Source organism: Streptomyces sp. NPDC044061, assembly GCF_056434305.1.
Map to the genome: position 1 here is coordinate 289,525 of NZ_JBWKFL010000007.1, position 22,895 is coordinate 312,419.

General features: G+C 71.4%; 24 protein-coding genes. 17 read left to right on the top strand and 7 right to left on the bottom strand.

The genetic code is table 11. The features are described from left to right. Positions 1-2: 2 nt before the first annotated feature. On the bottom strand, positions 3-1,355 hold the full coding sequence (locus AC07CM_RS14385) for a ferredoxin reductase family protein (protein WP_478876686.1): 1,353 nt from the start codon (positions 1,353-1,355) through the stop codon (positions 3-5). A 208-nt stretch (positions 1,356-1,563) separates the two neighbouring features. Here AC07CM_RS14385 and AC07CM_RS14390 point away from each other — a divergent pair, with 208 nt between their 5' ends. Continuing rightward, the gene (locus AC07CM_RS14390) at positions 1,564-2,304 is read left to right on the top strand and encodes a response regulator transcription factor (RefSeq protein WP_478876687.1); all 741 of its coding nucleotides are present in this window, start codon (positions 1,564-1,566) and stop codon (positions 2,302-2,304) included. Further along, positions 2,301-3,782, top strand: a complete 1,482-nt coding sequence (locus AC07CM_RS14395; RefSeq protein WP_478876688.1) for a sensor histidine kinase — start codon at positions 2,301-2,303, stop codon at positions 3,780-3,782. Before AC07CM_RS14390 ends, AC07CM_RS14395 begins: the two co-directional genes overlap by 4 nt. Here AC07CM_RS14395 and AC07CM_RS14400 read toward each other — a convergent pair. The 3 genes from AC07CM_RS14400 to AC07CM_RS14410 all read right to left on the bottom strand — a co-directional run bounded on the left by AC07CM_RS14400 (position 3,769) and on the right by AC07CM_RS14410 (position 5,503). Further along, positions 3,769-4,470, bottom strand: a complete 702-nt coding sequence (locus AC07CM_RS14400) for a L,D-transpeptidase family protein (protein WP_478876689.1) — start codon at positions 4,468-4,470, stop codon at positions 3,769-3,771. The genes AC07CM_RS14395 and AC07CM_RS14400 overlap by 14 nt on opposite strands. A gap of 3 nt (positions 4,471-4,473) precedes the next feature. Further along, the gene (locus AC07CM_RS14405; RefSeq protein WP_478876690.1) at positions 4,474-5,061 is read right to left on the bottom strand and encodes a pyridoxamine 5'-phosphate oxidase family protein; all 588 of its coding nucleotides are present in this window, start codon (positions 5,059-5,061) and stop codon (positions 4,474-4,476) included. Positions 5,062-5,185: 124 nt separating this feature from the next. Continuing rightward, the gene (locus tag AC07CM_RS14410; RefSeq protein ID WP_478876691.1) at positions 5,186-5,503 is read right to left on the bottom strand and encodes a hypothetical protein; all 318 of its coding nucleotides are present in this window, start codon (positions 5,501-5,503) and stop codon (positions 5,186-5,188) included. A 165-nt stretch (positions 5,504-5,668) separates the two neighbouring features. On the opposite strand from AC07CM_RS14410, the gene AC07CM_RS14415 reads away from it, so the two are divergent. From AC07CM_RS14415 to AC07CM_RS14440, 6 genes are all read left to right on the top strand, one after another. Further along, on the top strand, positions 5,669-6,862 hold the full coding sequence (locus AC07CM_RS14415; RefSeq protein WP_478876692.1) for an argininosuccinate synthase: 1,194 nt from the start codon (positions 5,669-5,671) through the stop codon (positions 6,860-6,862). 59 nt (positions 6,863-6,921) lie between these two features. Then, the gene (argH, locus tag AC07CM_RS14420; RefSeq protein WP_478876693.1) at positions 6,922-8,352 is read left to right on the top strand and encodes an argininosuccinate lyase; all 1,431 of its coding nucleotides are present in this window, start codon (positions 6,922-6,924) and stop codon (positions 8,350-8,352) included. Positions 8,353-8,556: 204 nt separating this feature from the next. Continuing rightward, on the top strand, positions 8,557-9,384 hold the full coding sequence (locus AC07CM_RS14425) for an alpha/beta fold hydrolase (RefSeq protein ID WP_478876694.1): 828 nt from the start codon (positions 8,557-8,559) through the stop codon (positions 9,382-9,384). Between the two features lie 83 nt (positions 9,385-9,467). Beyond that, a complete protein-coding gene (locus tag AC07CM_RS14430) occupies positions 9,468-10,439 on the top strand; it encodes an aldo/keto reductase (RefSeq protein WP_478876695.1) in 972 nt (323 codons plus the stop codon). 102 nt (positions 10,440-10,541) lie between these two features. Next, complete coding sequence (locus AC07CM_RS14435) at positions 10,542-11,108, top strand: TetR/AcrR family transcriptional regulator (RefSeq protein WP_478876696.1); 567 nt, start codon at positions 10,542-10,544, stop codon at positions 11,106-11,108. Next, positions 11,105-12,637 (top strand): MFS transporter, encoded by a 1,533-nt coding sequence (locus tag AC07CM_RS14440; RefSeq protein ID WP_478876697.1) that lies wholly within the window; start codon positions 11,105-11,107, stop codon positions 12,635-12,637. Before AC07CM_RS14435 ends, AC07CM_RS14440 begins: the two co-directional genes overlap by 4 nt. 82 nt (positions 12,638-12,719) lie before the next feature. Here AC07CM_RS14440 and AC07CM_RS14445 read toward each other — a convergent pair whose 3' ends face one another. After that, the gene (locus tag AC07CM_RS14445) at positions 12,720-13,391 is read right to left on the bottom strand and encodes a lysophospholipid acyltransferase family protein (protein WP_478876698.1); all 672 of its coding nucleotides are present in this window, start codon (positions 13,389-13,391) and stop codon (positions 12,720-12,722) included. A 376-nt stretch (positions 13,392-13,767) separates the two neighbouring features. On the opposite strand from AC07CM_RS14445, the gene AC07CM_RS14450 reads away from it, so the two are divergent. The 3 genes from AC07CM_RS14450 to AC07CM_RS14460 all read left to right on the top strand — a co-directional run bounded on the left by AC07CM_RS14450 (position 13,768) and on the right by AC07CM_RS14460 (position 16,087). Continuing rightward, a complete protein-coding gene (locus AC07CM_RS14450) occupies positions 13,768-14,943 on the top strand; it encodes a glycerophosphodiester phosphodiesterase (protein WP_478876699.1) in 1,176 nt (391 codons plus the stop codon). A gap of 94 nt (positions 14,944-15,037) precedes the next feature. Beyond that, positions 15,038-15,544, top strand: a complete 507-nt coding sequence (locus AC07CM_RS14455) for a sigma-70 family RNA polymerase sigma factor (RefSeq protein WP_478876700.1) — start codon at positions 15,038-15,040, stop codon at positions 15,542-15,544. Between the two features lie 45 nt (positions 15,545-15,589). Next, on the top strand, positions 15,590-16,087 hold the full coding sequence (locus tag AC07CM_RS14460) for a GNAT family N-acetyltransferase (RefSeq protein ID WP_478876701.1): 498 nt from the start codon (positions 15,590-15,592) through the stop codon (positions 16,085-16,087). Here the strand turns inward: AC07CM_RS14460 and AC07CM_RS14465 are convergent. Next, complete coding sequence (locus tag AC07CM_RS14465) at positions 16,077-16,502, bottom strand: hypothetical protein (RefSeq protein WP_478876702.1); 426 nt, start codon at positions 16,500-16,502, stop codon at positions 16,077-16,079. The two genes, AC07CM_RS14460 and AC07CM_RS14465, sit on opposite strands and share 11 nt — an antisense overlap. Position 16,503: 1 nt before the next feature. Then, on the bottom strand, positions 16,504-16,863 hold the full coding sequence (locus AC07CM_RS14470; RefSeq protein ID WP_478876703.1) for a hypothetical protein: 360 nt from the start codon (positions 16,861-16,863) through the stop codon (positions 16,504-16,506). Positions 16,864-16,932: 69 nt separating this feature from the next. Here AC07CM_RS14470 and AC07CM_RS14475 point away from each other — a divergent pair, with 69 nt between their 5' ends. The 6 genes from AC07CM_RS14475 (at position 16,933) to cbiE (ending at position 22,845) form a co-directional block, all read left to right on the top strand. Continuing rightward, positions 16,933-17,583, top strand: coding sequence for an HAD family hydrolase (locus AC07CM_RS14475; protein ID WP_478876704.1), 651 nt, complete (start codon positions 16,933-16,935; stop codon positions 17,581-17,583). A gap of 394 nt (positions 17,584-17,977) precedes the next feature. Further along, positions 17,978-19,030 carry a methionine ABC transporter ATP-binding protein gene (locus AC07CM_RS14480; RefSeq protein WP_478876705.1) on the top strand — a complete coding sequence of 351 codons (1,053 nt, stop codon included), beginning with the start codon at positions 17,978-17,980 and terminating at the stop codon, positions 19,028-19,030. Beyond that, positions 19,027-19,764 carry a methionine ABC transporter permease gene (locus AC07CM_RS14485; protein ID WP_478876706.1) on the top strand — a complete coding sequence of 246 codons (738 nt, stop codon included), beginning with the start codon at positions 19,027-19,029 and terminating at the stop codon, positions 19,762-19,764. Before AC07CM_RS14480 ends, AC07CM_RS14485 begins: the two co-directional genes overlap by 4 nt. Before the next feature lie 75 nt (positions 19,765-19,839). Beyond that, positions 19,840-20,670 (top strand): MetQ/NlpA family ABC transporter substrate-binding protein, encoded by an 831-nt coding sequence (locus AC07CM_RS14490; protein ID WP_478876707.1) that lies wholly within the window; start codon positions 19,840-19,842, stop codon positions 20,668-20,670. A gap of 143 nt (positions 20,671-20,813) precedes the next feature. After that, entirely contained in the window at positions 20,814-21,452 is a 639-nt protein-coding gene (locus tag AC07CM_RS14495) for a GNAT family N-acetyltransferase (RefSeq protein WP_478876708.1), read from the top strand. A gap of 136 nt (positions 21,453-21,588) precedes the next feature. Beyond that, a complete protein-coding gene (cbiE, locus tag AC07CM_RS14500; protein ID WP_478876709.1) occupies positions 21,589-22,845 on the top strand; it encodes a precorrin-6y C5,15-methyltransferase (decarboxylating) subunit CbiE in 1,257 nt (418 codons plus the stop codon). Positions 22,846-22,895: the final 50 nt, after the last annotated feature.

The following is a 22,895-nucleotide window of genomic DNA, read 5'->3' on the forward strand; positions in this document are numbered from 1 at the left end:
CCTCACAGCTCGAACGACTCGTGGTGGATACGGCGGTCCGGGACCCCGGCCGCCCGCAGCGCGCCGTACACGTCCTGCGCGAAGCCGTGCGGACCGCATATGTAGACGTCGTGGCCGGCCAGGCCGGGGAAGGTCGCGCGCAGCGACTCGGCGGTGATGCCCGGACGCTCTCCCCGCGGCCCGTTCAGCGCGTACAGCACCCGCGCGTTCCGCCGGCGGGCGATCGCCTCCAGCTCGCCGCCGAGCGCCAGGTCCTCGGCACCGCGCGCCCGGTAGAGCAGGGTGACGTCGCCGGGCAGCGTCTCGAACAGGGCCCGCAGCGGGGTGATGCCGACACCGGCGGCGATCAGCAGCGAGCGGTGGCTGGTGGCCCGGTCCGCGGTCAGGGAGCCGTACGGACCCTCCGCCCACACCCGGGTGCCCGGCCTGAGCAGCGGGACGGCCGCGCTGTGGTCGCCGAGCGCCTTCACCGTGATCCGCAGCAGGTCCGGGCGGGGCGGCGCCGACAGGGAGTACGGCGTCGACGTCCAGCCCATGCCCTCGCCGAGGAACCGCCAGCGGAAGAACTGACCCGGCCGCGCACCCAGCTCGTCCAGGTTCCGCCCGCGCACGACGACCGAGTACACGCCCGGTGCCTCCTTGTGCACCGACTCCACGCGCAGCCGGTGCCGCAGGTTGAGCCGGACCGGGGCGAGGACCCGGAACCACAGCACCAGGGCCGCCACCCCCAGGTACAGCGCGTACCAGACGGCGGTGGCCACGGGCTTGCCGTTGAACTCCTCGCCCAGCGTCAGCTGGTGCCCGAAGGCGAGGAAGACGGCCGCGTAGGTCAGGAGGTGGACGTAGTACCAGAACTCGTAGCTCGTACGGCGGCGCACCGCCCGCGCCGAGGTGATGCCGACCGCGAAGAGGATCACCGTGCCGGCGGTGGCCTTCAGCATCTCCGGGTAGTCCAGGACGACGGTGACCGCCTCGTGCCACAGCGAGGCCCGGTCCTGGGCGGCGTACCCGGCCAGGACCAGCGCGACGTGCGCGACGAGCAGACAGACCGTGTACCGGCCGGCCATCGCGTGCCAGCGCGCCACCCGGTCGGAGCCGATCCGCACCTCCAGCAGCGGCACCCGCGCCATCAGACCGACCAGCACCGCGCAGGCGTAGCCGCACAGCAGCCCGGCGATCCGCCCGGCCCCGGTCAGCCAGCCCGCGGTGCCGACCACGGCGCCCGTGTCCGCCCACCACAGGGCCACCACGGCCGCCGCCCCGGCCCACAGCACGGCCGGCACGAGCCCCGCGAGGGAGCGGCGTGCGGCCGGCGGCACGGGCGGGGCCGCGCGTCGCTCGTCCACGGTGGTCATGAGTGTCGTCCCTTCGTCGGTCGTGCCAGGCCACTGTGCGTGCCGAAGCTCTGAGGCACCTCTGAGCGGCCCCCGTGACCGGCCTTCTGAGAGGGAACTCAGAGCCGTTCCTCATCCGGGCCTCACAGGGGAGTGGGGGGACTCAGAGAAAACTCAGAGCCCCCCGGGCGTCCGGTCGCCCTTTGCAGGGGCGATGCTGGAAGGCGCGATGAACACGACCCGCTCCGGCCGCCCCGCCCTCACCAGACCCGACGGCACCCCGCTGCGCGTGCTCGTCGTCGACGACGACCCCGACCTCGCCGAGGTGCTCACCGGCGCCCTGCGCTACGAGGGCTGGGAGGTGCGCGCGGCCGGCGACGGCGCCTCCGCGGTCGCCGCCGCGCGCGAGCTGCTGCCCGACGCCGTCGTCCTGGACGTGATGCTCCCGGACACCGACGGCTTCGCCGTGCTGCGCCGGCTGCACGGGGTGAAGCCCGAGGTGTGCGTGCTGTTTCTGACCGCGCGGGACGCGGTCGAGGACCGGATCGCCGGTATCACAGCGGGCGGCGACGACTACGTCACCAAGCCGTTCAGCCTGGAGGAGGTCGTCGCCCGGCTGCGCGGGCTGCTGCGCCGCGCGGGCATGGCCCGCCAGCTGGAGGAGGGGCCCCGGCTGACCGTCGGCGACCTGGTCATGGACGAGGAGGCCCGCGAGGTGACCCGGAACGGCGAGCTGATCGATCTCTCGCCGACCGAGTTCGAACTCCTCCGCTTCCTCATGCGCAACCCGCGCCGCGTCCTCAGCAAGGCGCAGATCCTCGACCGGGTGTGGTCCTACGACTTCGGCGGCCGGGCGCACGTGGTCGAGCTGTACATCTCCTACCTGCGCAAGAAGCTGGACGCGGGCCGCGAACCGATGATCCACACGGTCCGCGGGGCCGGATACGTCCTGAAGCCGGTGCCCCGGTGAGGTCCGTACGGCAGCTGCCCCGCCCCCGCACCCTGCGCGCCCGCCTCATCTTCGGCCTGGTGGTCCTGCTCGCGGTGAGCTGCGCGGCCGTGGGACTCGCCGCGGTCGTGGAACTGAACGGCTTCCTCACCCAGCGCCTCGACGAACAGCTCGCCCAGGTCGGCACCCGGTTCCCGGAGAGCCTGGAGCACAAGGGCCTGGTGCCGGACGACCACGACGGCGACGAGCACGGCGACACCCGCCGCCTGGCCACCGGCACCTTCGGCGCCCGCCTGCTGAACGGCCAGGTCACCCACAAGGGCCTGATCCGCTCCGGCGACCCGTCCGCCGACCTGAACGTGGACCTGACCGCCACGGACCGCGAGCGGCTGGCCTCGGTGCCGGCCGACGGCAGACCCCACACCGTCGACCTCTCCGCCCTGGACGACTACCGCGTCGTGGCCTCCGCGGGCCGGGACGGTGACGTCCTGATCGTCGGCCTGCCGCTGGAGCCCGTCCAGGCCACCGTCCGCCGTCTCGAACTGGTCGCGGGGATCGTCTTCGGCCTGGCCCTGGTGGTGACCGGCGTGGCCGGGGCGTTCTGGGTGCGCTGGTCGCTGCGTCCGCTCAGCCGGGTGGCCGCCACCGCCACCCGGGTCAGCGAGCTCCCGCTGGCCAGCGGCGAGGTGGCACTGCCTCCCCGGGCACCGCGGTCGGACCCGCGCAGCGAGATCGGCCAGGTGGCCGGCGCCTTCAACCGGATGCTGGGGCACGTCGAGGACGCCCTGACCAAACGCCACGCAAGCGAGGAGCGGCTGCGCCGGTTCGCCGCCGACGCCAGCCACGAACTGCGCACCCCGGTCGCCTCGGTGCGCGGCCACGCGGAACTGGCTCTGCTCCACCCGGGTCCGGTGCCCCCGGAGGTGACCCGCGCCCTGGAGCGCATCGCCGCCGAGTCCTCCCGGATGGGCGAGATGGTGGACGACCTGCTGCTGCTGGCCCGGCTCGACGCGGGCCGCCCGCTGGAGCGCCGTCCGGTCGACCTGACCCACCTGGTCCTGGACGCGGTGACGGACGCCCGGGCCGCGGGCCCCGAGCACCGCTGGAGCCTGGACCTGCCGGAGGAGCCGGTGACGGTGCCGGGCGACACCCACCGCCTGCAGCAGGTGCTGGCCAACCTGCTGGCCAACGCGCGGCTGCACACGCCCGAGGGCACCAAGGTGACGGTGACCCTGGGGACCGAGGGGGACATGGCCTGCCTGTCCGTCCACGACGACGGCCCCGGCGTTCCCGAGGAGGTACAGCCGGGGGTCTTTGAACGCTTCACCCGGGCGGAACACCGCCGCCGCCCGGACGCCTCCGGCGGCGGGGCGGGACTGGGCCTGTCGATCGTGGCCGCGGTGGCGGAGGCGCACGGGGGCGGCGTGGACCTGGACAGCAGGCCGGGTGCGACGACGTTCACCGTGCGGCTGCCCCTGGGCGAGGTCAGTAGCGAGTGATCGCCGTGGTGCCGTCCACTGTCCCGATCGCGATGTGCGGCTTCTTCACGGGGTCGGCCCACGTCAGGATCCGCCGCATCGCGTCCTCCGGCACGGACACGCAGCCTGCCGTCGCCGCCGTGCCGTTCACGTGCAGGAAGATCCCGGCTCCGCGCCCCTTCACAGGCCGGTCGTAGTTGAACCCGATGACGAGTCCGTAGGCGTACTGCGTCGTGTAGGAGCTCAGCTGCTCGGACTCGGAGGCACGGCAGTCGGCCGGAAGGGGATCGACCCACCGGTTGTACGCCGTCGACCCGGTGTCCTCGCACCACCAGGAACTCGTGGTCACCGCCCGGTAGGCGACACGCGTGCCACCGGGCGCCGCCTTGATCCCGAAGGCGAACGGAAGGTCGTACAGCCCGGTCGGCGTGGTGTTCGTGCCCTGCTTGCGCGCACCACCCTCCACCAGCCCCTTCGCCCCGAACCGGGCCGGCGCCGACCCGGCCTGCACCCACTGCCCGTCGCGCAGGTCCCACCAGGTGACCGTCCCGGAGGTCGAGTCGGTGACCGGTGCCTGAGCGGTGATCAGCTGGGCACCGCCGCCGGTGTCCGCCATCCGCGCGGGCAACGGCACGGGCCCGGGGCCCGGCACGAAGCCGAGCAGGGCCAGGGAGGACACGGACACGAGGGCGACGACACCGGGGCGCATGGCTCAGACGCTAGACGGCGGAAGCGGCAACGGCAGCCCGGGTAGTCCGTCCAGGCTCGTGGCGACGTGCTCCTTCTTCGCGAAGTACGCGCCCAGCGAGATGTCGTCCTCGCGCGCGAAGCGCTTTCCGTGCAGGTCGCGGCCCTCCTCGTACGCCATGTAGGGGACGGCGTATCCACAGGTGTCCCGCACCAGTTCGGCGTGCACGACGATGATCGCACGCAGCCCGTGGGCGCTCGGGTCGATGTCCGGGAAGCGGGCGAGCAGCTCGGGGAAGCGCGGGTCGTCCCGGAAGACCGGCTCGCCCCGGCCGTGGACGCGCACGATGTTCGGCGGGCCCTGGAAGGCGCACCACATGAGGGTGATCCGGCCGTTCTCCCGCAGGTGCGCGATCGTCTCCGCGTTGGACCCGGCGAAGTCGAGGTAGGCCACAGTGAGTTCGTCGAGTACGGCGAAGGAGCCCTTGAGCCCCTTGGGGGAGAGGTTGACCGTACCGTCGCCGGAGAGGGGAGCGGTCGCGGTGAAGAAGAGGGGTTGCTCCTCGATGAACGTCCGGAGCCTGCCGTCTATGCGCTCATAGGTCTTTCCCATGTCTAACGATTATCGACGGAAGTCCTTCGTCCGTCTAACGAATTGACGCATCCGGAAGCCTCCCGGACCACCGCGGCCGCCCCGGCCGGCGTTTCCCACGGGGCGGCCACGGCTGCCTGTCAGCTCACTTGGTGAGCGTGCAGGCCGCCAGCGAGTCCAGACCGCTCGTCCTGGCCGAGGTGCGGCCGATGGCGAGGAGGGCGAGGTTGCGGTCGACATCGGCCTGCGCGGACGCGGGGACCGCGGGCAGCCGGGAGGCGACGTCCGGGCAGGTGATGGTGCCGGGGTCCGCCAGGGTGCGCGCGCTGCGGGCGTCGCCGCCCTTGGGCGACTCCCCGGCGAGGGCGGAACCGGCGATCAACGCGCCGGAGAGCACCACGGCGGCGGCGCCGCCGATGATCGCCACGCGACGCTGGTTGTACTTCGGAAGTGCCCTGGACATGCGACTGCCTCACTCGGGTCGTGGTGGTGTGGTCAATGTGGCGCCGGCGTTCGGTGGCGGGTGCGAGAAAGCGGTTGCTGCCGTTCAGGCGGACCGCCGATTGACGAATCATGCAGTGTTCTGCATACTCATGCATGACAGCAAGTGCAGTGTGAGGAGAAACCCGTGACCGAGCGCGTCGTACTCGCCTATTCGGGCGGTCTGGACACCTCCGTCGCCATCGGCTGGATCGCCGAGGAGACGGGCGCCGAGGTCATCGCCGTAGCGGTGGACGTCGGCCAGGGAGGCGAGGACCTGGACGTCATCCGCAAGCGCGCCCTCGCCTGCGGTGCCGTCGAGGCCGAGGTCGCCGACGCCAAGGACGAGTTCGCCGACGAGTACTGCCTCCCGGCGATCAAGGCCAACGCCCTCTACATGGACCGCTATCCGCTGGTCTCCGCCCTCTCCCGGCCGACGATCGTCAAGCACCTCGTCGCCGCCGCCCAGAAGCACGGGGCCACCACGGTCGCCCACGGCTGCACCGGCAAGGGCAACGACCAGGTCCGCTTCGAGGCCGGCATCGTCGCCCTCGCCCCCGACCTGAAGTGCATCGCCCCGGTCCGCGACTACGCGATGACCCGGGACAGGGCGATCGCCTTCTGCGAGGAGAAGCAGCTCCCGATCGCCACCACCAAGAAGTCCCCGTACTCCATCGACCAGAACGTCTTCGGGCGCGCCGTCGAGACGGGGTTCCTGGAGGACATCTGGAACGCCCCGATCGAGGACATCTACGAGTACACCTCCAACCCGGCCACGCCGCGCGAGGCCGACGAGGTGATCGTCACCTTCAAGGAGGGCGTCCCGGTCGCGATCGACGGCAGGCCCGTCACCGTCCTGCAGGCCGTCCAGCAGCTCAACGAGCGCGCGGGCGCCCAGGGCATCGGCCGGATCGACATGGTCGAGGACCGCCTCGTCGGCATCAAGTCCCGCGAGGTGTACGAGGCTCCCGGCGCGATCGCCCTGATCACCGCCCACCAGGAGCTGGAGAACGTCACCGTCGAGCGCGAACTCGCCCGCTACAAGCGGCAGGTCGAGCAGCGCTGGGGCGAACTGGTCTACGACGGCCAGTGGTTCTCCCCGCTCAAGCGCGCCCTGGACGGCTTCATCGACGAGGCCAACCAGCACGTCTCCGGCGACGTCCGGATGACCCTGCACGGCGGCCGCGCGGTCGTCACCGGCCGGCGCTCGGAGTCGTCCCTGTACGACTTCAACCTCGCCACCTACGACACCGGCGACACCTTCGACCAGGCGGCGGCCAAGGGCTTCATCGACATCTACAGTCTGTCGTCGAAGATCGCGGCCAAGCGGGACCTGGCGTAGGCCGAGTCCCGGCGCAAGAACGGTTCGTACCCACCACACCCTCTCTAGGAGCAGCGCAAGTGAGCAGCAACAGCGGTGACGTACGGCTCTGGGGCGGCCGTTTCGCCGACGGTCCCGCCGAGGCCCTGGCCAAGCTGTCCGCGTCCGTCCACTTCGACTGGCGGCTCGCGCCCTACGACATCGCCGGTTCGCGTGCCCACGCACGCGTGCTGCACAAGGCGGGACTGCTCACCGAGGACGAGCTGACGCGCATGATCGCCGGCCTCGACCGGCTGGAGGCGGACGTCGCCGACGGCTCGTTCGTCGGCACCATCGCCGACGAGGACGTCCACACCGCCCTGGAACGCGGCCTGCTGGAGCGCCTCGGCCCGGACCTCGGCGGCAAGCTGCGCGCCGGCCGTTCCCGCAACGACCAGGTCGCCACCCTCTTCCGCATGTACCTGCGGGACCACGCCCGGATCGTCGGCGGCCTGATCGCCGACCTGCAGGACGCCCTGATCGGCCTCGCCGAGGCCCACTCGGACGTGGCGATGCCCGGCCGCACCCACCTCCAGCACGCCCAGCCGGTGCTCTTCGCGCACCACGTCCTGGCCCACGTCCAGTCCCTGTCCCGGGACGCGGAGCGCCTGCGCCAGTGGGACGAGCGCACGGCCGTCTCGCCGTACGGCTCGGGCGCCCTCGCGGGCTCCTCCCTCGGCCTGGACCCGGAGGCGGTGGCCGAGGACCTCGGCTTCGAGCGCGGCAGCGTCGGCAACTCCATCGACGGCACGGCGTCCCGCGACTTCGTGGCGGAGTTCGCCTTCATCACCGCGATGATCGGCGTCAACCTCTCCCGGATCGCCGAGGAGATCATCATCTGGAACACGAAGGAGTTCTCCTTCGTGACCCTGCACGACGCGTTCTCCACGGGCTCGTCGATCATGCCGCAGAAGAAGAACCCGGACATCGCCGAGCTGGCGCGCGGCAAGTCCGGCCGCCTGATCGGCAACCTCACCGGGCTCCTGGCCACCCTCAAGGCCCTGCCCCTCGCCTACAACCGCGACCTGCAGGAGGACAAGGAGCCGGTCTTCGACTCCTGCGACCAGCTGGAGGTCCTGCTCCCCGCCTTCACCGGCATGATCGCCACGCTCACCGTCAACCGGGAGCGCATGGAGGAACTGGCCCCGGCGGGCTTCTCGCTCGCCACCGACATCGCCGAGTGGCTGGTCAAGCAGGGCGTGCCGTTCCGCGTCGCGCACGAGGTCGCCGGTGAGTGCGTGAAGGTCGCCGAGGCCGAGGGCAAGGAGCTGGACGACCTCACGGACGAGCAGTTCGCGAAGATCTCCGCCCACCTCACCCCCGAGGTCCGCACGGTCCTCAACGTCCCCGGCGCCCTCGCCTCCCGCGACGGCCGCGGCGGCACGGCCCCCAGCGCGGTCGCCGTCCAGCTGACGGAGGTCAAGGCGGACGTGGCGGCGCAGCACGATTGGGCCACGGCCAAGAAGGGCTGACCGCCCGCCGCGCAGCAGACCGAAGGGCCCGGACATCGCGTCCGGGCCCTTCGCGCCGCCCGGACCGCTCGGTGGCCCCTTTGGTAACGGATGGGATTCGGCCACTGACCGATTCCTTGACTTGCCGCCACCCGGAGGTAAGCATTCCGGTTATTCGGCATTGCCGAACACCGGTCGGTCGCAGCCGAGCACGAAGGGGACGCCATGCGCGCACGACGTACGAGACGAACGGCCCGCCTTTTCGCCGTCACCGCCGTGGCAGCACTGTGCGCCCTCGGCCTCACGGCCCCCGCGGGCGCCGCCGACACCCCGCCACCCGGCGCCAACGACTGGTCCTGCAAGCCGGACTCCGCTCACCCTCAGCCCGTGGTCCTGGTGAACGGCACCTTCAAGACCTCGTACGAGAACTGGCTGACCCTCTCGCCCGCGCTGGCGGACGCCGGTTACTGCGTCTTCTCCTTCGAGTACGGCGACCTGGAGACCGCTCCGATCCCCGACTCGGCGGCCGAACTGCGCGACTTCGTGAACGCCGTGCTCGGCGCGACCGGCGCCAGGAAGGTCGACATCGTCGGGCACAGCCAGGGCGGCATGATGCCCCGCTACTACGTCAAGTTCCTCGGCGGTGCCACCAAGGTCGACGACCTCGTCGGCATCGTTCCCTCCAACCACGGCACCAGCAACCCGCTCGCCCTCGCCGCCGGTGCCACCGTCTGCCCGTCCTGCGTCGACCAGACCGCGGGCTCGGACTTCCTGCAGAAGCTCGACTCCGACCCGGAGACCCCGGTCGGCCCCGACTACACGGTCGTCGCGACCCGCTACGACGAGGTCGTGGTGCCCTACACCAGCGCCTTCCTCGACGGCCCGCACTCGTACGTGACCAACGTGCTGCTCCAGGACCGCTGTCCGCTCGACGTCACCGAGCACGACCAGGCGCCCAAGTCGCCGCTGGTCGAGCAGTGGGTGCTCAACGCCCTGAAGCGGGACGGGCCGGCCGACCCGGCCTTCGTCCCGCGCTGCGTCAGCGCGGGCTGAACCGCACGCGGCTGGGTAGATTGGTGCGAGATCCCCGCCCCTGGCGGGGAGCTGCCCCTCAGCCGATCGTGCAGGGAGTTCGTATGCCCTTCAGCCGCCTGGCCGCCGCGACCACGCCCACCGCGCACCTCGGACTCGGTCTCGCCGCCGTCGGCCGACCCGGCTACATCAACCTCGGCCGGGAGGGCGACCTGCCCGCCGAGCGCACCGTCGGCGCGCTGCGTGAGCGTACCCACGAGCTCCTCGACGCCGCCTACGCCCAAGGTGTGCGCTACTTCGACGTCGCCCGTTCCTACGGCCGCTCGGAGGAGTTCCTCGCCGACTGGCTGAACACCCGCCCGGACATCGACGACGTGGTCGTCGGCAGCAAGTGGGGCTACACCTACACCGCCGGCTGGTCCACCGACGCCGAGCAGCACGAGGTGAAGGACCACGGCCTGGCCACGTACGAGCGGCAGCGCGCGGAGACCGACGCGCTGCTCGGCGACCGGCTCGACCTCTACCAGATCCACTCGGTGACCCCGGACAGCCCCGCCCTCACCGACAAGGAACTCCACGCCAGGCTCGCCGAGGCCGCCGCTGCGGGTCTGACCGTCGGCTTCTCCACCAGCGGTCCCGCCCAGGCCGACGCGATCCGCGCCGCCCTGGAAGTGACGGTCGAGGGCGAACCCCTCTTCCGTACCGTCCAGTCCACGTACAACGCCCTGGAGACCTCGGCGGGAACCGCGCTCGCCGAGGCGCACGACGCCGGACTGACCGTCATCGTCAAGGAGGGCATGGCCAACGGCAGGCTCGCCGCCCCGCACGCGCCCGACGTGCTCAAGGCGGTGGCCGAGGAGACCTCCCTCGGCTGCGACGCCGTCGCCCTCGCCCTGGTCCTGCGCCAACCGTGGGCGGGTGTTGTCCTCTCCGGCGCCGCGACCCTCACCCAGCTCGCCTCCAACCTGCACGCCCCCGTCGTGGACCTGGACGTCGACCAGCTGACCCGTCTGGCCACGCTGGTGGAGGACCCGGGCACGTACTGGGAGCGGCGCGGACAGCTGCCCTGGCACTGAGGGCCACTTTCACCTGGGTCCACCCACCTCGCTGACCAGCGGGTGTGAGGCAAGCATGCCCAATATGAGACATCATTGTCTCACTTGCGCTACGCTTGTCTCATGGCCCTGGACCGTGACCACGTGCTGCGCAGCGCAGCCGCCCTGCTGACCCGTAAGTCCACCGCGACCATGGACGAGGTCGCCAAGGCCGCCGGGATCAGCCGGGCCACGCTGCACCGCCACTTCGCCGGGCGCGACGCGCTCGTACGGGCGCTGGAGGCGCTGGGCATCGCGGAGTGCGAGGCCGCGCTGGACACGGCCCGCCTGGACGAGGGCCCGGCGGGCGAGGCCGTACACCGCCTGGTCCGGGCGATCGAACCGTCGGCCGGCCTGCTCGCCTTCCTCTACACCGAGAACCAGCTGTTCGAGGGCGAGCAGCAGAACCAGGGCTGGGCCCGCATCGACGAACGCCTCACCGGCCTCTTCCGGCGCGGCCAGGAGAGCGGCGAGTTCCGCATCGACCTCACCCCGGCCTGGCTCACCGAGGCGCTGTACGGCCTGCTGGCCTCCGGCGCCTGGGCGGTGGCGGAGGGCCGGGTCGCGCCCAAGGACTTCACCCACATGGTCGTCGAGCTGCTGCTCGGCGGCGCACGACGCACACAGACACCACGAAGAGAGGAATCATGACCAGCACCCTGCAGCCGGCTCGCGCGGCGGCGGTGGAGAAGCGCCCGGGCCGCTGGCTCGCGCTCTCCGTCCTCGTCCTGGCCGTGCTGCTGGTGGCCGTCGACGCCACTGTCCTCGGCCTGGCAACCCCCTTCATCAGCGAAGATCTCAACCCCTCCGGCACCCAGCTGCTGTGGATCGGTGACGTCTACTCCTTCGTCATCGCCGGTCTGCTGGTCTCCATGGGCAGCCTCGGTGACCGCATCGGGCGCAAGCGGATCCTGCTCGGCGGCGCCACGGCGTTCGGCGCCGTCTCCGTCCTGAACGCCTACGCGACGACACCGGAACTCATGATCATGGCGCGGGCGCTGCTCGGCGTCGCGGGCGCGACCCTGATGCCCGCCACCCTCGCCCTGATCCGCAACCTCTTCCACGACCCGCGCGAGCGCAGCCTCGCCGTCGGCATCTGGGGCGCGACGGCCTCCGCCGGCACGGCCGTCGGACCGATCGCCGGAGGCTTCCTCCTCGAGCACTTCTGGTGGGGCTCGGTCTTCCTCATCAACCTGCCGGTGATGGCCGTCCTGGTACTCGTCGGCATCCGCACGCTGCCCGAGTCCCGCAACCCCGACCCCGGCCCCTGGGACCTGATCAGCGTCCTCCTGTCGCTCGTCGGCATGATCGCCCTCGTGTACGCGGTCAAGGAGGCAGCGACCCACGGCTTCACCTGGCTGACCCTCGCCACCGGCCTGCTGGGCGCCGGCGCCCTCCACGGCTTCGTGCACCGTCAGCTCACCATGCCGACCCCGCTGCTCGACATGCGTCTGTTCCGCCACCGCGGCTTCAGCGGGGCCGTGCTCGCCGACCTGCTGACCGTGCTGGGCATGTCCGGCCTGGTGTTCTTCCTCTCCCAGTACCTGCAACTGGTCCAGGGCAGGAGCCCGTTCGAGGCGGGCCTGGCCGAACTGCCCGCCGCCGTCGGAGCGGTGGCGGCCGGCCTGGCCGCGGGCCGCGCGGCCCGCCGCTTCTCGGTGCGTGCTGTGGTCTCGGGCGGTCTGGCCGCGGTCGGTGTGGCCCTCGCGGCGCTCACGGCCCTGGGGCAGTCGACGGGCTACCCGGTCCTCGGCGCCGCACTCCTGGTCGTCGGCATCGGCGCCGGCTTCTCCTTCACGGTGACGGCCGACGTCATCCTCTCCACCGTCCCCAAGGAGCAGGCGGGCGCCGCCTCCGCGGTCTCGGAGACGGCGTACGAACTGGGTGCGGCCCTGGGCATCGCCCTGCTGGGTTCCATCGTGACGGGCGTCTACCGCGACTTCACGAGTCCGGCCGGTACGCCGGAAAGGGCCCACGAGTCACTGGGTGCTGCGGTGGGGGCAGCGGCGCACCTGCCCCACCAGTCGGCGCAGGCCCTGCTGGACGCGGCCCGCGATGCCTTCGTCCACGGCCTCCACCTGGCTTCGGCCGCAGGAGCGGCGGTTCTGCTCGCCACGGCGCTGGCGGCCTGGTTCCTGCTGAAGGGTCAGAAACTGGAAATCCTGGAAAGCACGGAGTAGCCACAACTCCCCAGGGGCGCGGGGAACTGCGCGAGAAACCCCATCGGGCCCGCAGCCGAAGACCGGCCGGCCGCCGGAGGCGTCAGGCGGCCTTTGCCTTCGTGGCGTACATGTCCACGTACTCCTGCCCCGACAGCCGCATGACCTCGGCCATCACGGAGTCGGTCACGGCACGCAGCACGTACCGGTCCCGGTCCATCCCCTCGTACCGCGAGAACTCCATCGCCTCACCGAACCGCACGGTCACGCGGCCGGGCCGCGGCATCCCCGCGCCGCCCGGCTGCAGCTTGTCCGTGCCGATCATCGCGAAGGGAACCACGGGGGCGCCCGTCATCAGCGTGAGGCGGGCGATGCCGGTGCGGCCGCGGTAGAGACGGCCGTCGGGAGAGCGCGTGCCCTCCGGGTAGATGCCGAAGATCCTGCCCTCTTCGAGGACGCGGCGGCCGGTCATCAGCGCCGCCACACCGCCACGACCGCCGTCGCGGTCCACCGGGATCATGCCGACGCCCGTGAAGAACCAGGCCATGAGCCGCCCCTTGAGGCTCTTGCCGGTGACGTACTCGTCCTTGCCGATGAAGACGACCTGCCGGTCGCAGACCAGGGGCAGGATCATCGAGTCGATGAAGGTCAGGTGGTTGCCGGCCAGAATGACCGGGCCGTCCCCCGGGATGTGCTCCGCGCCCTCCACCTGTGGGCGGAACATCAGGCGCATGATCGGTCCGAGCACTGCCTTGATGAGCGCGAAGCGGGACAACGGGTCCTCCGATGTCGAGGGAAGCGATATGAGTCTGTGCAGGTGAGGACATTACTCGCGGCTCAGGGGGAAGCGCACATCGGGTGGGGCCGGTTCACCGAGGTCTTACGCATTGTTGACGCGGGTTTACCTGCGGTGGCGTGCCGGAGTCCGGCCGTGATGCCCCGGCGACGATGTGACGGACATCGCGCGAGTCCTCACCCTCCGGTTACCCGCCCCGCGCCTCCTGATGCCGACGGCCCGTCACATCTCGCCTCCCACCGGACATACGGCGTCACCCCCGTGTTCCAGCCGGGGTCTCCCTTCCGTCATGCGCACGCCCCTACGATCGGCGCGCGCCGGAAACAGACCCGGGTCGGACGGCAGGAGGGCGTTCATGGACAGCGACCAGGCGAACGAGCAGACGCAGGGAACGGCACGGCGGGCGCTCCTCGGCGCCGCGGTGCTCGGGGCGGGCGGAGCGGTCCTCGGACTGCCCGGAACCGCCCGGGCGGCCGACACCCGGACGGCCGGACGCGGCGGGCGCGGGCTGAAGAGCCTGCCCGTGCCGACGATCATCGGCCACCGGGGTACCAGCGGCTACCGCCCCGAGCACACCTTCGGCTCGTACGACCTGGCCCTCGACCTCGGCGCCGACGTGGTGGAGGCCGGCGACCTGGTGCCCACCAAGGACGGCCACCTCGTCTGCCGCCACGAGCCGGAGATCGGCGGCACCACCGACGTAGCCTCGCACCCCGAGTTCGCCGACCGCAGGACGACCAAGGTCCTCGACGGCGTCCCCACCACGGGCTGGTTCACCGAGGACTTCACCCTCGCCGAGCTGAAGACGCTGCGTGCCGTCGAGCGCATCCCGGCCAACCGACCGCACAACACCCTCTACAACGGGCGCTGGGAGATCCCCACGTTCGAAGAGGTCCTGAAGTGGCAGGAGGAGCAGACCCGCAAGCGCGGCAAGCAGGTCTGGATCTACCCCGAGACCAAGCACCCCACCTACTTCCGCAAGCTGGGCCTCGGCCTGGAGGAGCGGGTGGCGAAGCTGCTGCGCAAGTACGGCAAGGACGGCCGGAACGCGCCGGTCATCCTGCAGTCCTTCGAGCCCTCCAGCATCCAGAAGCTGAACCAGCTGGTCGACAACCCGCTCGTGGTCCTGCTCTCCTCGGCCACCAGCCGCCCCTGGGACTTCGTCGAGGCGGGCGACCCGCGCACCGTCGCCGACCTGATCACGCCCAAGGGCCTCAGGGAGATCGCCGGCTACGCGCAGGGCATCGGCCCGACGCTGGACCTGATCATCCCGAAGAACGCCGACGGCACCCTGGCCACGCCGACCACCCTGGTCGCCGACGCGCACAGGGTGGGCCTGATCCTGCACCCCTACACCATGCGCAACGAGAACCCCTTCCTCCCGGCCGAGTACCGCAAGGGCAGCGCGGCGGATGCCTACGGTGACGCCTTCGGCGCCTTCCAGAAGTACTTCGCGACCGGCATCGACGGGGTCTTCACCGACAACGCCGACACCGGCCTGCTCGCCCGCGCCGACTTCCTCGCCGGCTGAGCCCCGCGTCAACACCCGCGTCCGGCGCACCCCGTTCGGGGTGTCTGTGCGCCGCCCCGGCAACCTGCCGCCGGGGCGGCGCGTCGTTGCGGACATGACGCACGACCTGGTGACCGCGTTGCGCCCGCTGCTCACCGCCGAGGCCTCCGCCGAGGCAGCGGCCTCCGGAAGCGAGCCGGCCGACCTGGAGCAGGCCGTCTGGCTCCGCCTCCTGGAGCGTCTGGAGGCCGACGGGCCACCGCTGGACCCACAGGGCTGGCTGCGCAAGGCCGTCCGCGCCGAGGCGCGCCGCAGCCGCCGTGCCCACCGCATCGAACGGCCCTACGACGCCGAGCCGGCCGACGACGCCCGTCCCGGGCCCGAGCAACTGGCCCTCGCCGCGGCCCGGTACCGCGCCCTGCGCGCCGCGGTCCGCCGCCTGCCCGGCCGCTGCCCCCGTCTGATGGAGGCGCTGCTCTCCCCGAAGGACCTGACATACCGGGAAATCGCGGGGGAGTTGGGTATCTCACAGGGCAGTCTCGGACCGGAACGCTCCAGATGTCTCGGATGTCTGCGCCGATTGCTCGCCGCGGAGGTTGCGGCCCACGAAGTGCGGGGATAGGAGTGGGGGACGACAGGCGATCAGGTGAGCGGGAGGCGTGCGCACATGGGCATGAGCGTGACCATCTCGGTGGCGACCGGGCAGGACACGGAGCAGATCTTCAAGCTCCAGTACCTGTGCTTCCAGAGCGAGGCGGCGCTGTACGGCAACTACCGGATCGACCCGCTCGTCCAGAGCCTCGACTCGGTCCGCCAGGAGGTGGCCTCCGACTGCGTCTTCGTCGCCCGGCTCGGCGACGAGGTGGTCGGCTCGGTGCGCGGCAAGGTGACCGAGGACGGCGCGGCCGCCATCGGCAAGCTCTGTGTCCACCCGCGCCTACAGGGCCACGGCATCGGCGCGCGGCTGCTCCGCGCGGCCGAGACGGCACTCGCCGAACAGCGCGGCGCCACCACGTTCCGCCTCCACACCGGCCACCGCAGCGAGGGCAACCTCCGCCTGTACCGCCGGGTCGGCTACCAGGCGGTCGGCAGGTCCAAGGGCGCCGACGGCGTCGAGATGATCGTCCTGGAGAAGCCGGCGGGGGCGTACGCGACTACGGCGTGACGGTGTCCCGCGACTTCCGCAGCCAGTACATCGCCGACAGCGGCAGCAGCACCGGAATGAAGATGTAGCCCATCCCGTACTTCGACCACACGGTCGCGTCCGGGAAGGCCGAGGGCTCGACCAGGGTCCAGGTACCGACGATCAGCACACCCGCGAGTTCGGCGGCGCAGCACACCAGCGCCGCCCTGCGGGCGGTTTCCCCGCCGCGGACCAGGGTGTACGTGATGAATCCGTAGACGACGCCGGCCACGGCCGACAGCGAGTACGCCAGCGGTGCCCGCTGGAACTCCGTGGCGATCTGGTACGCCGAGCGCGACACCGCGCCGACCACCATCACGCCGTAGAACCAGACGAGCAGCATTCCGGGCCCGCTGATCAGCCGCTGCTTCGCCGGCTTCGCCTCCGTGGCCGCCATCTCAGCCTCCCCAGATGTCATAGAGCCGCACCTCGAGCACGGCCAGCACCACACCGCCGGCCGCCACCGTCACCGAACCCCAACGCGTCCGCTCCGCCAGCGACATGAAGCCCGCAGCCGGCACGCACGCGAACGCGCCCAGCAGATACGCCACGAAGATCGTCGTGCCCTGCTCCGGCTTCTCGCCCCGAGCCAGCTGCACGATCCCGACGACCAGCTGGATCACGGCCGGCAGGGACACCACGGCCATGCCGATGAAGTGCCAGTCCTTGGTCGGCTGGTCCCGGTAGGCGGCCCAGCCGCACCAGGCGGCGAGCAGCAGCGCGGCGACTCCGGTCACCAGCGTCAGGGCATTGAGCATGCGGTGACCTTATTACGGCCGAAATGGGCCGACGCCGCCGACCCCGTCGTACGCCGTAGGGTCTGGACCATGACGATCCACGCACACGCCCTCCTGTTCGACAACGACGGCACCCTCGTCTCCTCCCTCGACTCCGTCGAGCGCTGCTGGACGCGGTGGGCGGGGGAGTACGGGATCACGGCCGAGGAGTTCGGACGCGTGGAACTGCACGGACGTCCCGCGGTGGAGATAGTCGCCGACCTGCTGCCCGCCCACCTCGTCCCGGAGGCTGTCGCCCGGGTCGAGCAGCTGGAGGTGGAGGACGTGCCGAACGGGGGCGTGCGGCTGCTGCCCGGTACCCGGGACTTCCTGGACTCCCTGCCCGCCGACCGCTGGGCCGTGGTCACCTCCGCCACCGGCCGCCTCGCCGAGGCCCGCCTCGACGCCGTCGGCATCCGCCCGAAGTCCCTGGTCTCCGCCGACGACGTCAGCCGCGGCAAGCCCGACCCCGAGCCCTACCTGCTCGCAGCCCGGCAGCTCGGCGTGGACCCGGCCCGCTGTGTCGTCTTCGAGGACGCTCCCGCCGGCCTCCGGGCGGGCCGGGCGGCCGGTATGACCACCGTGGCGTTGGCCACAACCCACCGCGCGGAGGAGCTGGACGCCGACCTGGTGGTGAAGGACCTGTCGGCCCTGTCCGCACTGGTCACCCTCGCCGAGGTGGAGATCTCCGTCCGCCGCTGAGTCCGTGCCCCGGGTGTCCGCCGCTGTCCACTATGCGGACAGCGGTCACCGGTCAGCACCGTACGTCTGCTTTACTGATCGCATGACCACCACGAGCAGCCGCATCCCTGCGACCGAGGCGACCACGACGCCCGGTGCTCGTTGTATGTGTCCGTGCCGAATGTGCGCCTTCTAGAGGGCCCCTGCACCACCTGAGCCTCGCGCCCCGAAGCGAGAGCCACGGCCTGTCCCGCGCCGACTCCGAGCGCAACCGCCGGCCGCCCCGCGCACATGGCGTTCTCCCCGGTCGCACCGCCTCCGCGAGAGCCGTGCCGCGTCCCTGAACGAACGCACGCAATGCACCCGTGCCAGGGCACACCCATGCCCCGCGCACTCGACAGTGACGGAAACCCACGTGATCACCACCTCGGGCCTGACGAAGATCTACCGGGCCAACCGCTCCCGCGGCCATGAGGTCATCGCCCTCGACGGCGTCGATCTCCATGTCCGCGAAGGCGAGGTCTACGGCGTCATCGGCCAGTCCGGCGCCGGCAAGTCCTCGCTCATCCGCTGCGTCAACCTGCTGGAGCGACCCACCTCCGGCACCGTGACCGTCGCCGGGCAGGACCTCACGGCCCTCGCCGGCCGCGGTCCGCGCGCCGGCACGGAACTGCGCCGGGCGCGCAGCCGGATCGGCATGGTCTTCCAGCACTTCAACCTGCTCTCCTCGCGGACCGTGCAGGACAACGTCGAACTGCCGCTGGAGATCCTCGGCAAGTCCGGCAAGGAGCGCTCCCGCAAGGCGCTGGAGCTGCTCGACCTGGTGGGCCTCGCCGACAAGGCCAAGGCTCACCCGGCCCAGCTCTCCGGCGGCCAGAAGCAGCGCGTCGGCATCGCCCGCGCCCTCGCCGGCGACCCCAAGGTGCTGCTCTCCGACGAGGCCACCAGCGCCCTCGACCCGGAGACCACCCGCTCCATCCTCCAGCTGCTGCGCGACCTGAACCGGCAGCTGGGCCTCACCGTCCTGCTCATCACGCACGAGATGGACGTCGTGAAGTCGATCTGCGACTCCGCCGCCCTCATGGACAAGGGCCGGATCGTCGAGTCCGGCACCGTCGCCGAGCTGCTGGGCACCCCGGGCTCCGAGCTGGCCGCCGCGCTGTTCCCGGTGGGCGGCGAGGCCACCGGCGCCGACCGGACCGTCCTCGACGTCACCTTCCACGGCGAGGCCGCCACCCAGCCGGTCATCTCCCAGCTCTCGCGTACCTACAACATCGACATCTCGATCCTCGGCGCCGCCATCGACACCGTCGGCGGCCTCCAGATCGGCCGCATGCGCATCGAACTGCCAGGCCGCTACGAGGACAACGTGGTGCCCATCGGGTTCCTGCGCGAGCAGGGCCTGCAGATCGATGTCGTCGGGCGCGAGGGCGAGCGGCCCGTGCTCGTCGGGGAGGGTGCGAAGTGACCTGGTCCGAGATGCAGCCGCTGCTGTCGCAGGCGTGTTCCGAGACGCTGTCGATGGTGCTGTGGTCCACCCTCGTCGCCGTCGCCGTCGGCCTTCCGCTCGGCATCCTGCTCGTGCTCACCGACCGCGGCGGCCTGCTGCAGAACGTCGTCGCCAACAAGGTGATCGGCCAGGTCGTGAACGTCGGCCGGTCGATGCCCTTCATCATCCTGATGGTCGCCCTGATGAGCTTCACCCGCTGGGTCACCGGGACGACGATCGGTACCACCGCCGCGATCGTGCCGCTCGCCATCGGCGGTATCCCGTTCTTCGCCCGCCTGGTCGAGACGGCCGTCCGCGAAGTGGACAACGGTCTCGTCGAGGCAGTTCAGGCCATGGGCGGCAACACGTGGACGATCGTCCGTAAGGTCCTCGTCCCCGAGGCGCTCCCCTCGCTGATCGCCAGCACGACCACCACGATCATCGCCCTGATCGGCTACTCCGCCATGGCCGGCACGGTCGGCGGCGGCGGCCTCGGCGACCTCGCCGTCCGCTACGGCTACCAGCGCTTCGAGACCGAGCTGATGTGGATCACCGTCGCGATCCTCGCGGTCGTCATCTCCCTCATCCAGTTCGCCGGCGACTACGCGGCCCGCTCCCTGCACGACCGCGGCGGCCGCTCCGGGCCCGCGCCGAAGCTGCGCCTGCTCAAGGCCGAGGAGCCCGCGGCGGCCGACATCGGCAAGGTCGCCTGAGCACCCGCGACACCCCCGAAGACTCCCCGTACACCCATCACGGGGTCGCACCACCCTTAAGGAAAGGCACTTTTCGTGCGTAACACCGCCAAGCTCACCGCTGCCGTCCTCGCCGCCGGAGCCCTCACCCTCGGGCTCACCGCCTGCGGCTCGGGCAAGGACTCCGGCTCCTCCGACACCAGCGGTCCGCTGGTCGTCGCCGCGAGCCCGACCCCGCACGCCGAGATCCTGAACTTCGTCAAGAAGAACCTCGCGCAGAAGGCGGGCCTCGACCTCGAGGTCAAGGAGTTCACCGACTACATCACGCCGAACACGGCGACCGAGGACGGCTCGGTGGACGCCAACTACTTCCAGAACCAGCCGTACCTGGACGACTTCAACAACAAGCGCGGCACCCACATCGTGCCCGTGGTCACGGTGCACCTGGAGCCGCTCGGCCTCTACTCCCACAAGGTCAAGAGCGCCGACGCGCTGAAGAGCGGTGCGACCGTCGCCGTCCCGAACGACGCCGTGAACGAGGCGCGCGCCCTCAAGCTGCTCGCCGCCAAGGGCCTCATCACCCTCAAGGACGGCGCCGGCAGCGAGGCGACCCCGCAGGACATCGCCAAGAACCCCAAGAACCTGAAGTTCAAGGAGGTCGAGGCGGCCCAGACCGCGCGCTCCCTGGACGACGTGGACGCGGCCGTGATCAACGGCAACTACGCCATCTCCGCGGGCATCAGGCCCGCCAAGGACGCCCTGGTCCTGGAGTCCGCGAAGAACAGCCCTTACGGCAACTTCCTCGCCGTGAAGAAGGGCAACGAGAAGGACCCGCGGGTGAAGAAGCTCGCGAAGCTCCTCACCTCGCCCGAGGTCAAGAAGTTCATCGAGGACAAGTACCAGGGCTCGGTCATCCCCTCCTTCTGACGGGGCGTATACCGCGTATCGCCACGCACGGGGTCCACTCCTTCACTTGGAGTGGGCCCCGTCGTGCGGTTCGGTGGTTTCATGCTGCATGCTGGGCAGTTCAGCAGGCCCAGAAGGTTTTTCCGAAGGTTACGGAGCGGCGCATGACTAGCACCTTCCCCAACATCTCCATCAGCACGGAGCGGTTGGTGCTGCGTCCCCTCGACGAGGACGACGTGCCCGCCCTGGCCGAGATGATGAACGACGAACAGGTCGGCGCCTGGACCGATGTGCCCCAGCCCTTCACCGAGGACGGCGCCCGGCACTGGATCACCGAGTGGGCGCCCACCGAGCGCGCCGAGGGCCGCGGCCTCGACCTCGCGGTCACCGAGTTCCTCACCCAGCGCCTGGTCGGCATCGTCCAGCTGACCAAGACCAACTGGCGCATCCGCGCCACGGAGCTGTCGTACATCATCGCCCCGTGGGCCCGCGGCGAGGGCTACGCCTCGGAGGCCGCGCTCGCCACCGCGCAGTGGCTCGTCGGGGACCAGAAGTTCGAACGGGTCGAGATCCGCACCGCCGCCGACAACACCGCATCCCAGCAGGTCGCCCAGAAGATCGGCTGTATCAGCGAGGGCGTGCTGCGCAACGCCTGCATAGTGCACCACCGCGCCGAGGACGGCACCTGGACCGACGTGCGCACCGACTTCATCGTGTGGAGCCTCCTCCCCGAGGACCTGGAAGGCGCCGACGAGCAGCTCGCCGACACCGGCGGTTTCACCTCGTACTCCGACTGGAACTGACACCCCCGAGGCGCGCCCGGAACCGCGCACGGCCCCGCCCCGGCGCGCGTCCGCTACCTTCACCGGGTACTCTCACGAAGTCCGCCCACGGGCCCCGCACCCCTGACGACCTGCGCAAACCGGGAGACTGACGACGATGGCCGATCGGGTCACGGTGATCGGCTGGGACGGCTCGCCGCTGACCGACGCGGCACGCGCCGCCCTCGGCGCCGCCACGCTCGTGGCGGGCGCGGCCCACCACCTGGCGCTCCCCGAGGTCCCGCCCGGCGCCGAGCGCATCCGTCTCGGCAGCCTCGCCCTGGCCGCCCGCCGCATCGCCGCCCACCGCGGCACCGCGGTGGTGCTCGCCGACGGCGACCCCGGCTTCTTCGGCGTCGTACGGGCCCTGCGCGCACCGGAGTTCGGCCTCGAGGTCGAGGTCGTTCCCGCCGTCTCCGCCGTGGCCGCGGCCTTCGCGCGGGCCGGCATGCCGTGGGACGACGCCCAGGTGGTCGTCGCCCACCCGCGCACCCTGCGCCGGGCCGTGAACGTGTGCCGCGCCCACACCAAGGTCGCCGTCCTCACCTCACCGGGCGCCGGACCCGCCGAACTCGGACTGCTGCTCGAGGGGGTCCACCGCACCTTCGTCATCTGCGAGGAACTGGGCACCGACCACGAGCAGGTCACCGTCGTCACCTCCGACAAGGCCCCCGACCACACCTGGCGCGACCCGAACGTCGTCATCGTCATCGGTGGCCCCGCCGGACCGGGCGTCGCGGCCGAGGGCGGCGGCTGGATCGCCGGGCGCGACCCGGGCGCCGGCCCGCGCGGCTGGGTGCAGCCGGACGCAGAGTACGCGGAGTACGCGGAGTACGCGGAGCACGCCGGGTACGGCGGCGGGCTCGGCGAGGGCGAGACACAACTGCTCCGCGCCGCCCAACTCGCCCGGCTCGGCCCCCGGGTCGGCGACCTCGTCTGGGACATCGGCTGCGGCAGCGGCGCGTTCACCGGCGAGGCGGCGCTCGCCGGAGCCGCCGTCATCGCCGTCGACCGGCTTCCCGACGCCTGCGCCCGGACCGAGGCGGTCGCGCGCCGTTTCGGGGTCCAGCTCCAAGTGGTGCAGGGAACCGCCCCGCACGTCCTCGAAAACCTGCCCGAACCGGACGTCGTACGGGTCGGCGGCGGGGGAGCGGCCGTGGTCTCCGCGGTCGCCGACCGCCGCCCGCAGCGCATCGTGACCCACGCCGCGACCCGCGACGAGGCCGAACTCGTCGGCCGTGGCCTGACCGAGCACGGGTACCGGGTCGAGTGCGCCCTGCTGCAGTCCGTCGAACTGGACACCAGGGCCTGGACGGAGACCGAGCGGAACGTGGTGTTCCTGCTCAGCGGCGTACTGCCGGACCGCGCCCCGTGATCCTGTTGTCGTACCGCGCGCGGTAGGCTGGCCGATCGTTGTACCCCACC